Source organism: Pseudomonas sp. OST1909 (assembly GCF_015277575.1).
GTDB classification, from domain to species: domain Bacteria; phylum Pseudomonadota; class Gammaproteobacteria; order Pseudomonadales; family Pseudomonadaceae; genus Aquipseudomonas; species Aquipseudomonas synxantha_A.
Genome location: NZ_CP063780.1, coordinates 4,444,819 through 4,458,689, shown reverse-complemented (window position 1 = coordinate 4,458,689; position 13,871 = coordinate 4,444,819). Strand labels below are relative to the sequence as shown.

At 61.1% G+C, this 13,871-nt stretch carries 12 protein-coding genes and 1 pseudogene; 9 read left to right on the top strand and 4 right to left on the bottom strand.

Features of this window, described 5'->3' with window-relative positions; genetic code table 11:
• Positions 1-30: 30 nt before the first annotated feature.
• Positions 31-1,032: pseudogene (locus IH404_RS19305) on the top strand (chitinase); the annotation flags it as partial.
• Between the two features lie 196 nt (positions 1,033-1,228).
• On the opposite strand, the gene gudD reads toward IH404_RS19305, so the two are convergent.
• A complete protein-coding gene (gudD, locus tag IH404_RS19300; RefSeq protein ID WP_194438789.1) occupies positions 1,229-2,554 on the bottom strand; it encodes a glucarate dehydratase in 1,326 nt (441 codons plus the stop codon).
• A gap of 20 nt (positions 2,555-2,574) precedes the next feature.
• A complete protein-coding gene (locus IH404_RS19295; RefSeq protein ID WP_005789849.1) occupies positions 2,575-3,936 on the bottom strand; it encodes an MFS transporter in 1,362 nt (453 codons plus the stop codon).
• A gap of 327 nt (positions 3,937-4,263) precedes the next feature.
• Here IH404_RS19295 and IH404_RS19290 point away from each other — a divergent pair, with 327 nt between their 5' ends.
• From IH404_RS19290 to IH404_RS19260, 7 genes are all read left to right on the top strand, one after another.
• Positions 4,264-4,977 (top strand): FadR/GntR family transcriptional regulator, encoded by a 714-nt coding sequence (locus IH404_RS19290; protein ID WP_005789846.1) that lies wholly within the window; start codon positions 4,264-4,266, stop codon positions 4,975-4,977.
• Positions 4,978-4,987: 10 nt separating this feature from the next.
• The gene (locus IH404_RS19285) at positions 4,988-5,683 is read left to right on the top strand and encodes a tRNA (adenine(22)-N(1))-methyltransferase TrmK (protein ID WP_005789844.1); all 696 of its coding nucleotides are present in this window, start codon (positions 4,988-4,990) and stop codon (positions 5,681-5,683) included.
• Positions 5,684-5,750: 67 nt separating this feature from the next.
• A complete protein-coding gene (locus IH404_RS19280; protein ID WP_005789842.1) occupies positions 5,751-6,377 on the top strand; it encodes a glutathione S-transferase in 627 nt (208 codons plus the stop codon).
• Between the two features lie 201 nt (positions 6,378-6,578).
• A complete protein-coding gene (locus IH404_RS19275) occupies positions 6,579-8,309 on the top strand; it encodes an OPT family oligopeptide transporter (RefSeq protein ID WP_194438788.1) in 1,731 nt (576 codons plus the stop codon).
• A gap of 110 nt (positions 8,310-8,419) precedes the next feature.
• Entirely contained in the window at positions 8,420-9,160 is a 741-nt protein-coding gene (locus IH404_RS19270; RefSeq protein ID WP_194438787.1) for a BPL-N domain-containing protein, read from the top strand.
• Between the two features lie 138 nt (positions 9,161-9,298).
• A complete protein-coding gene (locus IH404_RS19265) occupies positions 9,299-10,705 on the top strand; it encodes an amino acid permease (protein WP_005789837.1) in 1,407 nt (468 codons plus the stop codon).
• A gap of 22 nt (positions 10,706-10,727) precedes the next feature.
• Positions 10,728-11,813 (top strand): GlxA family transcriptional regulator, encoded by a 1,086-nt coding sequence (locus IH404_RS19260; RefSeq protein WP_194438786.1) that lies wholly within the window; start codon positions 10,728-10,730, stop codon positions 11,811-11,813.
• A gap of 70 nt (positions 11,814-11,883) precedes the next feature.
• Here the strand turns inward: IH404_RS19260 and IH404_RS19255 are convergent, their stop codons facing one another.
• On the bottom strand, positions 11,884-12,252 hold the full coding sequence (locus IH404_RS19255; RefSeq protein WP_005789834.1) for a cupin domain-containing protein: 369 nt from the start codon (positions 12,250-12,252) through the stop codon (positions 11,884-11,886).
• 184 nt (positions 12,253-12,436) lie between these two features.
• On the opposite strand from IH404_RS19255, the gene IH404_RS19250 reads away from it, so the two are divergent.
• Positions 12,437-13,156, top strand: a complete 720-nt coding sequence (locus IH404_RS19250; RefSeq protein WP_005789832.1) for a class I SAM-dependent methyltransferase — start codon at positions 12,437-12,439, stop codon at positions 13,154-13,156.
• Between the two features lie 10 nt (positions 13,157-13,166).
• Here the strand turns inward: IH404_RS19250 and IH404_RS19245 are convergent, their stop codons facing one another.
• Positions 13,167-13,532 carry a hypothetical protein gene (locus IH404_RS19245; RefSeq protein WP_005789830.1) on the bottom strand — a complete coding sequence of 122 codons (366 nt, stop codon included), beginning with the start codon at positions 13,530-13,532 and terminating at the stop codon, positions 13,167-13,169.
• Positions 13,533-13,871: the final 339 nt, after the last annotated feature.

The following is a 13,871-nucleotide window of genomic DNA, read 5'->3' as shown; positions in this document are numbered from 1 at the left end:
TTAAACCCACAGGTTCTGAAGGATTAGAACATGTCAAATATCGACTTTACCTCACTGCAATCGCCACTCAACGATGCCGCTTCGCTGATGCCCAGCATTGCCGGCAAAAAGATCCTCATGGGCTTCTGGCACAACTGGCCTGCCGGCCCGAGCGATGGCTACCAGCGTGGCCAGTTCGCCAATATGAGCCTGGCGGACGTACCAAGGGATTACAACGTGGTGGCCGTGGCCTTCATGAAGGGCAACGGTATCCCGACCTTCAAACCGTACAACCTGTCCGACGCCGAGTTCCGTCGCCAGGTGGGCGTGCTGAACAGCCAGGGCAGGGCGGTGCTGATTTCCCTTGGCGGCGCCGATGCACACATCGAACTGCATAAAGGCAACGAACAGCCACTGGCCAACGAGATTATCCGCCTGGTGGAAACCTATGGCTTTGATGGCCTGGATATCGATCTTGAACAGAGCGCGATTGATTTCGCCGACAACAAGACTGTCCTGCCCGCCGCGTTGAAATTGGTCAAGGACCACTACGCCGGTCAAGGCAAACACTTCATTATCAGCATGGCGCCGGAGTTTCCCTACCTCACCACCGCCGGCAAATACGTCGGGTACATCCAGGCGCTGGAAGGCTATTACGACTTCATCGCCCCACAGTATTACAACCAGGGTGGCGACGGGATCTGGGTGCAGGAGGTCAACAACGGCAACGGTGCCTGGATTGCCCAGAACAACGACGCGATGAAGGAGGACTTCCTGTTTTACCTGACCGAAAGCCTGGTGAGCGGAACGCGCGGGTTTACCAAAATCCCGGCAGACAAGTTCGTGATTGGCCTGCCTGCGAACGTCGATGCGGCTGCCACCGGTTATGTGACCAGCCCAGCAGCTGTGACCCATGCTTTCAAGCGTTTGTACGACAAAGGATTGTCGATCAAGGGCCTGATGACCTGGTCGGTGAATTGGGACAACGGGATCAGCAAAGACCACGTGCCCTACAACTGGGAATTCAGCCGCCGTTATGGTCCGCTGATCAATGGCACTGCTCTTTCTGGCCTGGAGCAGGACGCAGCGGGTCTGGAGGTCGCCAGTCAGCAATAGCGCAAAGAGACCTCTGGCAGACGTGCCAGAGGTCAAACAGCTAAGCTTCTGATCTGACTAAAATCCGATGCCTGTTTGGGCATCGGATTTTTTGCGTCACGCTCAAATTGCGCTGAGCGCTCCTAAAGCCGATTCACCGCACCAAGCAAGGCCGCTTGTTATCAAAGCCCCAACCCGGAATCAAGAACTGCATCGCCACACTGTCATCTCGTGCCCCAAGGCCCATGCCTTTGTACAGTTCATGAGCCTTGGCCACCGCGTCCATATCGATATCCACACCCAGGCCCGGCTTGGCCGGCACCTTTACGTAACCCCCTTCAATCTTCAGCGGTTCGCTGGTCAGGCGCTGGCCGTCCTGCCAGATCCAGTGGGTGTCGATGGCGGTGATCTCACCCGGGGCGGCCGCAGCCACCTGGGTGAACATCGCCAGGGAAATATCGAAGTGGTTGTTGGAGTGCGAGCCCCAGGTCAGGCCCCACTCGTTGCACATTTGTGCGACGCGCACCGAGCCTTGCATTGTCCAGAAGTGCGGGTCGGCGAGGGGGATGTCCACTGATTGCAGCTGGATGGCGTGGCCCATTTCACGCCAGTCGGTGGCGATCATGTTGGTAGCGGTTTTAAGGCCCGTGGCGCGGCGGAATTCGGCCATGACTTCGCGGCCCGAGTAGCCGTTTTCTGCGCCGCAGGGGTCTTCGGCGTAGGCCAGCACATGATGCTGGTCGCGGCACAGGCGGATGGCTTCTTTCAACGACCAGGCACCGTTTGGGTCAAGGGTGATGCGCGCGTCGGGAAAGCGTTCGGCCAGCGCGGTGACGGCTTCTATTTCGGCGTCGCCACTCAATACGCCGCCCTTGAGCTTGAAATCGTTGAAACCATATTTGGCCTTGGCCGCTTCGGCCAGGCGCACCACCGCGTCGGCGGTCAGAGCTTTTTCATGACGCAGGCGGAACCACTCATCATCGGCGTCGGCCTCGTTGCGGTAAGCCAGGTCGGTGGCGTTGCGATCCCCCACATAGAACAGGTAGCCGAGCATCTTCACCGCGTCGCGTTGCTGGCCTTCGCCAAGCAAGGCGGCCACCGGCACTTCGAGGAACTGGCCCAGCAGGTCGAGCAGAGCGGCCTCCATAGCAGTGACGGCGTGAATGGTAATGCGCAGGTCGAAGGTTTGCAGGCCGCGCCCGGCGGCGTCCCGCGATGCGAAGGTGCTGCGCATCTGGTTAAGCACGCGCTGGTACTGGCCAATCGGCTGACCGATCACCAGGCTGCGTGCATCTTCAAGGGTTTCACGAATGCGCTCGCCGCCGGGCACTTCGCCCACGCCGGTGTTGCCGCTGCTGTCCTTGAGGATGACGATATTGCGCGTGAAGTAGGGGCCGTGGGCACCGCTGAGGTTCAGCAACATGCTGTCGTGGCCGGCGACCGGGATGACCTGGAAATGGGTGACTACAGGGGTATTCATGGCAAGGTCCTTATATACGCTCAAAGGGATTTGCTGATGGCGGCGCCTGAGGGGGCAGCGCTATGTGAGGTCTGCACGACAGAGGGCGACGTCTTGGCGAAAAACACCAGAATGGCCGCAAGCACCGAGGTGCCGGCCAGGCCATACAGCCCGCCCTGGATCGAGCCGGTGGTTTGTTCCAGAAAGCCGAAGGTGGTTGGCGCGACAAAGCCGCCCAGGTTGCCGATGGAGTTGATCAGTGCGATCACGGCGGCGGCGATGCGCACGTCGAGGTAGCCCTGGGGGATCGGCCAGAACAGCGACGACGCGGACTTGAACCCGATGGCCGCAAAGCAGATCGCGACGAAGGCGAATATCGGCCCGCCGGTGGTGGACATGAACATGCCGGCCGCCGCGATCAGCAGGGCCGCCGCGACCCAGGCTTGCTGGAACTTGAACTTGCCCGACAGCGACGCAAAGGCGTACATGGCAATGATGGAGATCAGCCAGGGGATCGAGTTGAAGAAACCCACCTGCACATCACTCAGGTCGCCCATTTTCTTGATGATGCTCGGCAGCCAGAAGGTGGCGGCATAGATCGTCAGTTGAATGCAGAAGTACAGAGCGCAGAACAGCAGGATCTGGCGGTCCTTGAGCAGCTTGCCGATGGTCGGTTTCACCGTGGTCAGGGCTTCACGTTCGCGCTGTTCCTGGTCGATGGCGTCAACCAGGGCGTCCTGTTCTTCGCGGGTCATCCACTTGGCATCATGGGGCTTGGAGTCCAGCCAGAACCACACAAAAAAGCCCAGTGCCACCGAAGCCAGGCCCTCGATACCGAACATCCATTGCCAGCCGTGCAAGCCAAAACCTTCGATCTGCAACAACGCGCCCGACAACGGCCCGGAGATCAACGACGCCACCGCCGAGCCACTGAGGAAAATAGCGATGGCCTTGCCGCGCTCCACGCCGGGCAACCAACGCGTGAAGTAATAGATCACGCCGGGGAAGAACCCGGCTTCCGCCACGCCCAGCAAGAAACGCAGGATGTAGAAGTGGGTTTCGTTCTGGATAAACGCCATCAGCGTGGCGACGATGCCCCAGGTGAACATGATGCGGGTCAGCCAGATACGGGCGCCGACCTTTTGCAGCAGCATGTTGGACGGCACTTCGAACAGCGCATAACCGATGAAGAACAGCCCGGCGCCGAAGCCGTAGGCCGCTGCGCCGATCCCCAGGTCATGCTCCATGTGCGTGCGCACAAAGCCGATATTGACCCGGTCGATGTAGTTGAGGATGAACATGACCACGAACAGTGGCAGCACATGGCGCTTCACTTTGCTCACGGCGCGGGCGAGCACTGAATCACTTTCGGGTACGGCCGATGCTGGGCTTGAATGGCTCACCATTTGAAACTTCCCCCTGATTGTTTTTATGCGGGTTTGGCTGTTTTGTTGACAGACATCATACAAGTGATTTTCCGTGAATCGCAATGCGCCGAGGAGTGAATTTGTTTTTATAAGTACTGTGACGGACCAGTTGGTTCGGTTATTTAACCGTTTTCATTGGTTGTCGTAGCGGGGCTTGTCTGGAGTGTTTTGAGCAGATCAGCAATGCAGTTGGTGAACATTTGATGTGTTGTCATACAAGTTAAAGGTTTTTTGCAGCAAAAGGGCAGTGCTTCCGGGCAGGGTGATAAGCTTGCTCCTGCCCAACCCTGCGGACCTGTAGTCATGCCCATTGAAAGCCCAACGCCTGTGCGTAAACGCTCCACCAACCTGGCCCAGGGCGTGGTTGAGGCGCTGACCCAGCGCATCCTGCTCGGGCAACTCAAACCCGGTGAAAAACTGCCGTCTGAATCCACCATCGTGCTTGAGCACGGAGTGAGCCGCACCGTGGTGCGTGAAGCCTTGTCCAAGTTGCAGGCGTCGGGGCTGGTGGAGACGCGTCACGGCATCGGCACCTTTGTGCTGGAGCAACACACGCAGCCGGGCCTGCGCCTGCATGTGGACACGGTCGCCAGCGTGCGCAACATGCTCGAATTACGCCTGGGCCTTGAGGTGCAGGCCGTGGCGTTGGCCGCGCTGCGCAGGAGCGACGTGCAGCTGGCCCGTATGCGCCAGGCGCTGGACGACTACCAGGCCTCGCTGGCCAACAACGACAGTTGCGTGGAGGAAGACAAACGCTTTCATCAGCTGATCGCCGAGGCCACCGGCAATACCTTTTTTACCGACATCATGTTGCACCTGGGCAGTGCGATGATCCCGCGCACCCAGGTCAAGGACGCCGAACGCGGCGGCGCAGACTTTGCCCAGCTGGGGCAGTTGGCGAACCTGGAGCACGAGGCGATCTACAACGCCATCAAGCGCCAGGACCCGGATGCCGCGCGGGCGGCCATGGTGCTGCACTTGACCAACAGCCGGGATCGATTTTCCGGGCACTCATAAGGAACCACCGTTGAACCAACACACCTTGTCCATGCGCCTTGAGCGTGTGGCGGCGCACGTGCCAGCCGGCGCACGCCTGGCCGATATCGGCTCGGACCACGCCTACCTGCCGGTGGCCTTGATGCACCGAGGCGCTATTGCGGCGGCCGTGGCGGGGGAAGTGGCCGCTACACCGTTTCACGCAGCCAACCGTACCGTGAACGATAACGGCCTGGCGCAGCACATCACCGTGCGCCTGGCTGATGGCTTGGCAGCAATCGAAGCGGGCGATGATATTACTGTCGTCAGCCTGTGCGGCATGGGCGGCGAGACCATCCGCGACATTCTCGACAGCGGCAAGGCGCACCTCAATGGCCGCGAACGCCTGATCCTGCAACCCAACGGCGGCGAGCAACCCCTGCGCCAATGGCTGATGGAGAACGGCTACCAGATCCTGCATGAGGAGCTGCTGCGGGAAAACCGCTTCTACTATGAAATCATCGTCGCCGAACGCGCCGAGGCGGTCACCTATACCGCCGAGCAGCTGTACTTCGGCCCGTTGCAAATGCAGGCGCGTAGCGAGGAGTTCCTGGCGAAGTGGCAGCGTATAGTGCGCGAAAAACGCAAGACACTGGCCAGCCTCGAACAGGCGCGGCAGGCCGTGCCCGAGCAGAAAGTGCAGGAGATCGTGCAGCAGGTGAAGTGGATCGATCAGTTGCTCGCCTGAGTCACATTCACGGCACTTCACCGCTACCCTGTAGTCTTCTCCTAAATCCCCCAAGGTGTTGCCCGCTATGATCACTGTTCACCACCTCAACAATTCCCGCTCACAACGTATCCTGTGGGTGCTTGAAGAACTGGGCCTGCCCTACGACATCAAACGCTACCAGCGCGACGCCAAGACCAACCTGGCGCCACCTGAACTCAAGGCCATTCACCCCCTGGGCAAATCCCCGGTGATCGAAGACGGTTCCCGCGTGCTGATCGAATCTGCCGCAATCATCGACTACCTGATCCGCCGCCACGGCAACGGCCAACTGCAACCCGACCCGGCCACCGACGCCTACGACAGCTATGTGCAATGGCTGCATTTTGCCGAAGGCTCGGCCATGCTGCCGTTGATGCTCAACCTCTATGTGGGGCGGCTGGGTGAAGCGGGCGCACCGTTGCATCCACGGATTGAATCGGAACTGGTCAACTACCTCGGCTACCTGAATGACGTGCTGGGGCGCACGCCGTACCTGGTGGGCGACGAACTCAGTGGCGCAGATATCCAGATGAGCTTTATCGGTGAAGTGGCCCAGGCCCAGGGTAAATTGCAGGCTTACCCGAACCTGGCGGCGTGGGTCAAAAAGCTCCAGGCGCGCCCGGCTTACCGCAAGGCGGTGGAGCGGGGCGGGGAATATGCGTTCGCCAAATAGCCAGGCGTGAGGAGGACCAATGTGGGAGGGGGCTTGCTCCCGATAGCGGTGGGTCAGCAACAAAAATGCTGACTGACAGACTGCTATCGGGAGCAAGCCCCCTCCCACATTTGGAACCAGTCCCGTGTACGGTAGGTGAACCTTCGAGTTCTCCAGCGCTCACTTAAGAGGTGGCACTGGCTTTTCTCGAAAGGAATCTGCATGCACTCCACCTCGGCAACCGTCCCCGTAGAACGCGAATTGAGCCTGCGGGCAGTCATCACCGGGATCGTGCTGGGTATCCTGCTGACCCCTTCCAACGTGTACGCGGGCTTGAAGATCGGCTGGTCGTTCAACATGTCGATCATCGCCTTGCTGATCGGCTATGGCATCTGGCAGGGCCTGGCCCGGCGTGCCGGCGAGCACCTGCCGTGGACCCTGCACGAGAGCAATATCAACCAGACCGTGGCCTCTGCCGCGGCGTCGATCATTTCCGGCGGGCTGGTCGCGCCCATCCCGGCCTATACCCTGCTCACGGGCAACCAGCTGGCGGCGCTGCCGATGATCGCCTGGGTGTTTTCGGTGAGTTTCCTGGGGGTCTGGATCGCGTGGTACCTGCGGCCTTCATTGCTCAATGACAAGGCGCTGAAGTTTCCCGAAGGCATGGCCACCCTGGAAACCCTGCTGCACATCTACAGCCATGGCCGCGAAGCCGCCACGCGCTTGAAAGTGCTGCTCGGCGCAGCGCTGTTGTCCGGATCGGCCAAGTGGGTAGATACCTTTATGTGGGCCTTCCCGCGCTGGTCGCCGAGCCCCGCGTTGGAGCGCCTGACCTTCACCGCCGACCCTTCGCTGCTGTTGCTGGGGTTCGGCGGCATTATCGGCATTCGCGTAGGCCTGACCCTGCTGCTCGGTGCCTTGCTGGCCTGGGGCGGGCTGGGGCCGTGGCTGTTGGCCAACGACCTGGTGAGCCTGCCCGCCGACAGCAACGGTCCGCAATTTGCCGCGCTGGTGGAATGGCTGCTGTGGCCCGGGGTGAGCCTGATGGTGTGTTCCACCTTGGCGTCCCTGGCGATTCGCCTGTGGGCATTGCATCGCTCGACCCGGGCGTCTGGCGGCACGCCGTGGGCGGTTCCCAAGCCCGGGCCTGCCGTGGGGTTTGCCTTGGCGATCGCGCTGGTGGTGAGCCTGCAAGCGCTGTTGTTCGGTATCAACCTTGGGATGGCGCTGCTGACCATTCCCTTGGCGATCTGCCTGGCTGCCGTGGCGGCGCGGGTGGTGGGGGCGACCGGTATTCCGCCGATTGGCGCCATCGGGCAACTGTCCCAGCTGAGCTTTGGCATCGTTGCGCCGGGCCAGGTGCCGATCAACCTGATGAGCGCCAACACCGCCGGCGGTTCGGCGGGGCAGTGCACGGACCTGATGAACGACTTCAAGGTGGGCAAAGCGATTGGCGCGACGCCGCACAAGCAAGTGATCGCCCAGATCCTCGGGATTTTTGTCGGCAGCATCGTCGGCGTATTCGCGTACCTGGCGCTGATCCCTGACCCTCAGACCATGCTGCTCACCGAACAATGGCCGGCCCCGGCCGTCGCCACCTGGAAAGCCGTGGCCCAAACCCTGACCCACGGTTTGGACTCACTGTCCCCCAGCATCCGCTGGGCCATCGGCATTGCAAGCTTGTTCGGTGTGCTGCTGGGCATACTCGACAGCACATTACCCACCCATCGCGCCCGCTATCTGCCCAGTGCGGCAGCCTTGGGACTGGCGTTTGTGTTGCCCGCGTCGGTGTCGCTGATGATGGCCCTGGGGGCGATCATGACCTGGGCGGTGAGCTGTCGCTGGCCGAGCGTGACGCAGCGCTTTGCGATCACGGCAGCGGCGGGGCTGATCGCCGGTGAGAGCATTACCGGCGTGGGCGCGTCGTTGTGGCAGATGCTGGGGAGTGGATGAATGGCCCACGTGGATTTACAACTCTTCACGAATTAAAAAGGCTCATCGTTATAGGCTTGGCGCTGCGATCACTGGATCAAACCCATTCAACTGCGCGTTGAGCCTGCCCCATGAAACTGCCTGCCCTCGCTGCCACGTTTCTCGCCGTTGCTACGCTGCACCCTTTACCCGTGCACGGCGCAGGCCCCATCACCCATGTCGCCATCTACCGTGGCCCGGCAGGTTGCCCGGACTGCTCGGAAAACATGAAAACCGCCCTGCAGCGTCTCAACCCCAATTACCAGATTGACTTCGTCGGTGCCGACGAACCCATCGACATCACGCCAAAAAACCTGGCGCACTATGACCTCTACGTGCAACCCGGTGGCGGCCAGGACATCCCGGCCGCCCTCGACAGCCTGGGCGATGCACGCGCCGAAGCCATCCGTGGTTACGTCGCCAACGGCGGCCGCTACCTGGGCCTGTGCATGGGCGCCTACCTGGCCGACGACAACAACCTCGGCCTGATCCCCCAGGCGCTCGACACCGAAGCCGGCCGCCCCGGTTTTGAAGTGGCCGGTATCGATGACGCCGCCGTGCGGGTGACGTGGGACGGGCAGCCTGACCATGTGTTTTACCAGGACGGCCCTTACTTTCCCAAAGCCAGCGCCGCGGCGCCCTACAAGGTCATCGCGACCTACCACAATGGTGACGTGGCGGCGGCGCGGTATACCTATGAACGTGGGGTAGTGGTGTTAAGCGGGCCTCACCCGGAAGCCGGACGGGAATGGTTTGAAAATGCCGATATCGAGCTGAGCAAGATGCCGCGTGGAGAGCTGTTCGGGTCGTTGATACGCAGCGCGCAAGAGTAGGGCGCCACGCTCGTCACTTCAGGGGGCCACCCTCACAAATGTCGATATCAGACACGATGGCGGCGTAACCAGGCTACTTGCGCCTGGCCTCGGGCACTTAAGGTGAGGGTCATTGGCCGCCCGAGAACAACAAAAACAATGACTAGCCTCAACTGCAACGATTCCAACGGTCAGCTGGCGCAGGGCTTCAAGCCGCGTCACGTGACCATGTTGTCCATCGCCGGCATCATCGGCGCGGGGTTGTTTGTCGGCTCCGGACACGCCATCGCCGCCGCGGGACCGGCGGTTTTACTGGCTTATCTGTTTTCCGGCCTGCTGGTGGTGCTGGTCATGCGTATGCTGGGGGAGATGGCGGTGGCACGCCCCGACACCGGCTCGTTTTCCACCTACGCCGACCAGGCCATTGGCCCCTGGGCCGGGTTCACCATCGGCTGGTTGTACTGGTGGTTCTGGGTGCTGGTCATTCCCATCGAAGCCTTGGCCGCCGGGCACGTGCTCAACCAGTGGTTCCCTCAGGTCGATGCGTGGCTGTTCGCCTTGGTTTCAATCGTGTTGCTGGTGATCACCAATCTGTTCAGCGTGGCCAAATACGGCGAGTTCGAGTTCTGGTTCGCCATGGCCAAGGTGATTGCCATCGTCGGCTTTATCGGCCTGGGTTTCAGCGTGCTCATGGGCTGGATCCCGGATCGTGAAGCCAGCGGCTTGAGCCGCTTGATGGAAGAACACGGCGGTTTTGCCCCCAACGGCCTTTCGGCGGTGGTGGGCGCGTTCATTACCATCATGTTCAGTTTCATTGGTACCGAAGCGGTGACCATCGCCGCAGCCGAATCGAGCAACCCGGCGCAGAACATCGCCAAGGCCACCCGCTCGGTGATCTGGCGCATCGGCGTGTTCTACCTGCTGTCGATCTCCATCGTGATTTCCGTGGTGCCCTGGAACGACCCGCTGCTGGCGTCCGTGGGCTCCTATCAGCGCGCACTGGAACTGATGAATATTCCCAATGCCAAGTTCATGGTCGATGTGGTGGTACTGATTGCGGTAGCCAGTTGCATGAACTCCTCGATCTACATTTCCTCGCGCATGTTGTTTTCCCTGGGCAAACGCGGCGATGCGCCATCGGCCGTTAAAATCACCTCGAAGGCGGGCGTGCCCCGGGCGGCGGTGATTGCCAGCACCATCATCGGTGCGGGCGTCACGTTGCTGAGCTACTTCATGCCAGCCGGTCTGTTCCAGTTCCTGCTCGCCAGCTCCGGCGCCATCGCGTTGTTGGTGTACCTGGTGATCGCGATCTCGCAACTGCGTATGCGTCGCTTGCTGCTTCGGCAAAACGTCGAGTTGACCTTTCGCATGTGGCTGTTTCCGTGGCTGACTTACCTGGTGATCGTGTTCATCTGCCTGGCCCTGGGGGTGATGATGGTGACGCCCGAGCACCGCACCGAAGTGTCCTCGACCATTGGCCTGGCGCTGGTGATTTCCTTCATCGGCCTGGTCACGTCGCGCCAGCACAACCGGGCACCCAAGCCGGTGGCGCTGGAACATTCCTGATCACGCCTGCGGGGTAGCGGTGATGGAAACCGAGGCACCTGCTTGCCAGACCATCGGCTTTTTGCTGCTGGACCAGTTCACCCTGATATCGCTGTCGTGTGCGGTCGAGCCGCTGCGCATGGCCAACCAATTGGCGGGCGAAGAACTCTACCGCTGGCAAACCCTGAGCCTGAACGGGCAGCCGGTGTGGGCCAGCGATGGCGTGTCGGTGACCCCGGATGCGTGCGCGCAGGACCAGCGCGGCTTCGATGCAGTCATTGTGTGCGGCGGCGTCGGCATTCAACAGGCTATCAACCCTGCGCTCATCGCCTGGCTGCGCAGCCAGGCGCGCTTGTACTGCAAACGCCTCGGCGCGGTGTGCACCGGCAGTTGGGCACTGGCCCAGGCGGGGTTGCTCGATGGCTTCCAATGCAGCGTGCATTGGGAGCTGATGGCGTCGATGCAGGAGGCGTTTACCCGCGTCAAGGTCAGCTCCAGCGTGTTCACGCTCGATGGCAACCGCTTCACCAGCTCCGGCGGCACTGCGCCGCTGGACATGATGCTGCACCTGATCGGCCGCGATCACGGGCATACGCTGTCGGCGGCAATTTCCCAGATGTTCGTGTACGAGCGCATTCGCAATGAGCGCGACCACCAACGCGTGCCGCTCAAGCACCTGCTCGGCACGCAACAGCCCAAGCTGCAGGAAGTGGTCGCCCTGATGGAATCCAACCTGGAAGAACCCATCGACCTCGACCAACTGGCCGCCTATGTGCACGTGTCCCGCCGCCAGTTGGAGCGCATGTTTCAGAAGCACCTGTACTGCACGCCATCGCGCTATTACCTCAAACTGCGCCTGACCCGTGCGCGTCAGTTGTTGATGCAGACGCCGATTTCGATTGTCGAGCTGGCGGTGATTTGCGGCTTTGTGTCCACGCCGCATTTTTCCAAGTGCTACCGGGATTTCTTCGGCGTAGCGCCCAGCGATGAGCGCTCGGACATGCGCCTGCATCCGCCCGCCGCAGTGCGACCGGTGACGCCTGCCCCAGTATCGGAACGGCCCAAGAACACGTTGGAGCAGGCGCGTGACGAGCCGACATTTGCGAGTGTGCAGGTTCAAAGGAGATAAGGCCGCGGTGATAGGTATCGACACAACTTTGCGTACGCCCCCTCCCACACAGATCTATGCGCCTCAACGTTCAAATCCACTGGTCATTCAACGCCGTACGCTCACCACCTTCATGCCCGGTATTCAGGATACCCCGCGGCTCGATCATCATCAGCCTGGCTTCTCCCTCGGCCGCCGTCCTGTGCTCAATGCCACGCGGCACCACATACAACTCACCCGGCTTCACATACACCGGGCCGTCCGGCAGGTCGATACGCAGCGTGCCTTCGAGCACCAGGAACGCTTCATCGGTTTCCGGGTGTGAGTGCCAAATGAACTCGCCCTCGATGCGCACCACCTTGAACTGGTAGTCGTTCATTTCGGCCACCACCCTTGGGCTCCATTGCTGGTCGATGAGCGAGGCTTTTTGCGCAAGGTTTACGGGCTGTGCTTGAGTCATGCGGGATCTTCCTGTCGATGAGAAGGCCAGACTATCCGGGCGACAGGTCAGAGGCTTGTACGATCCTGCAACCCCTCCACTCGCACGCCCCCGCATTCCCCATGGGAATGCAGCACATAACATTAATGAATTTTTCTTGCTGCCACGGTTAACGTAATTTGCGTCAAGGCCACGGAGAACCGCCTTGAACTCATCCTCACCCAACCCTGCTGACAAATTCGATACCTCAAGAGCCAACGAGTACGCACGACAAAGCCGTATCGCGCTGGCGGGCTATGACGCGTGCCAGGATCTGGCAGCGTGCATGCTCGCGGCGAGCCTTGGCGATGCCCCTTCGGCCAAGGTACTTGTGGTCGGTGCCGGCGGTACGGCGCAGGAGATCATCGCCATGGCCAGCCTTGAACCGGAATGGCGCTTTATGGCGGTTGATCCCTCCCAGCCGATGCTCGACGCGGCAAGGCAGCAGTTGGAGGCCAACCACTTGCTTGATAGAACAACCCTGCATCTCGGGCCGCTTGAAGACCTGGCAGCAGATGCGTCATACGACGCCGCCACCTTGATCGGTGTGCTTCACCACCTGGAGGGTGATGACGCCAAGGGTCGGATGCTGCAATCGATTCGGGCGCACCTGAAACCGGGTGCACCGCTGATCGTCGCGGGCAATCACTATGCGTATGCCAGCCAGCCGTTGCTGCTGGCGGCGTGGGGCCAACGGTGGCGTCAGCATGGAGCCAGCCCGGACGAAGTGAAGGCCAAGCTCGGCAAAATCCTTCAAGGCGCTGACCCGCCCCATTCCGAAGCGGCGGTTCAGAAACTGTTGCACGACGCCGGGTTTGGCGACGCGACGCGTTTCTTCAGCAGCCTTTTCTGGGGGGCCTGGTTGACGTGTAAAGCGGGGGCGTGAAAGATCGACTTCAGATCGCCCGTAGATTGGCTAATCGTCGACGCCAATCGCCGCCATGCCGAAGGTGGCATTCCTCTTCGGAGTCGAAACTGACGCAGCGGGCGACATTCGGGACGTGCACGTCAGCGTCAACCAGCGCGGCGGTAGTCAGCTCGCGCATACGGGCGTCCGCGCCGGTCGCGAGGGCGTGAGCCTTGCTCGCGACACTGTCGAACACCCAGATCACCCGCAGGCTTTGGGGGAAGGCGCGGTAGTCGACGGTGTGGGTCAACCAGTCGAAGCCCGGGATTTCGACCTTTGCGATCTCGCAGGCGTCGGTCAGGGCTGCAATGAGACGGCGTTCGATACGGGCGTGGTCGCGTGTGGCAGGCGGCATAAAGGAAGTCCGTGAGTCCTGGGAGTGGGTTGGGGCGCTGATCAGAGCATAGCTATCTACACAACTTCGGCACGACGCTAAATCTGTGGCGAGGGAGCTTGCTCCCGTGACGGCCTGACAGCCGGCGCATATCCATCTGACGCTCCGAAATCCAAATGTGGGAGCTGGCTTGCCTGCGAAGACGGCCTGCCAGCCGATGCCAATCTACCTGACCCCCCACGATCAACTGTGGGAGCTGGCTTGCCTGCGATGGCGGCCTGCCAGCCGACGCCAATCTACCGGACACCCCGCAATCAAACTGTGGGAGCGGGCTTGCTCGCGAAGGCGGCCTTATAGGCG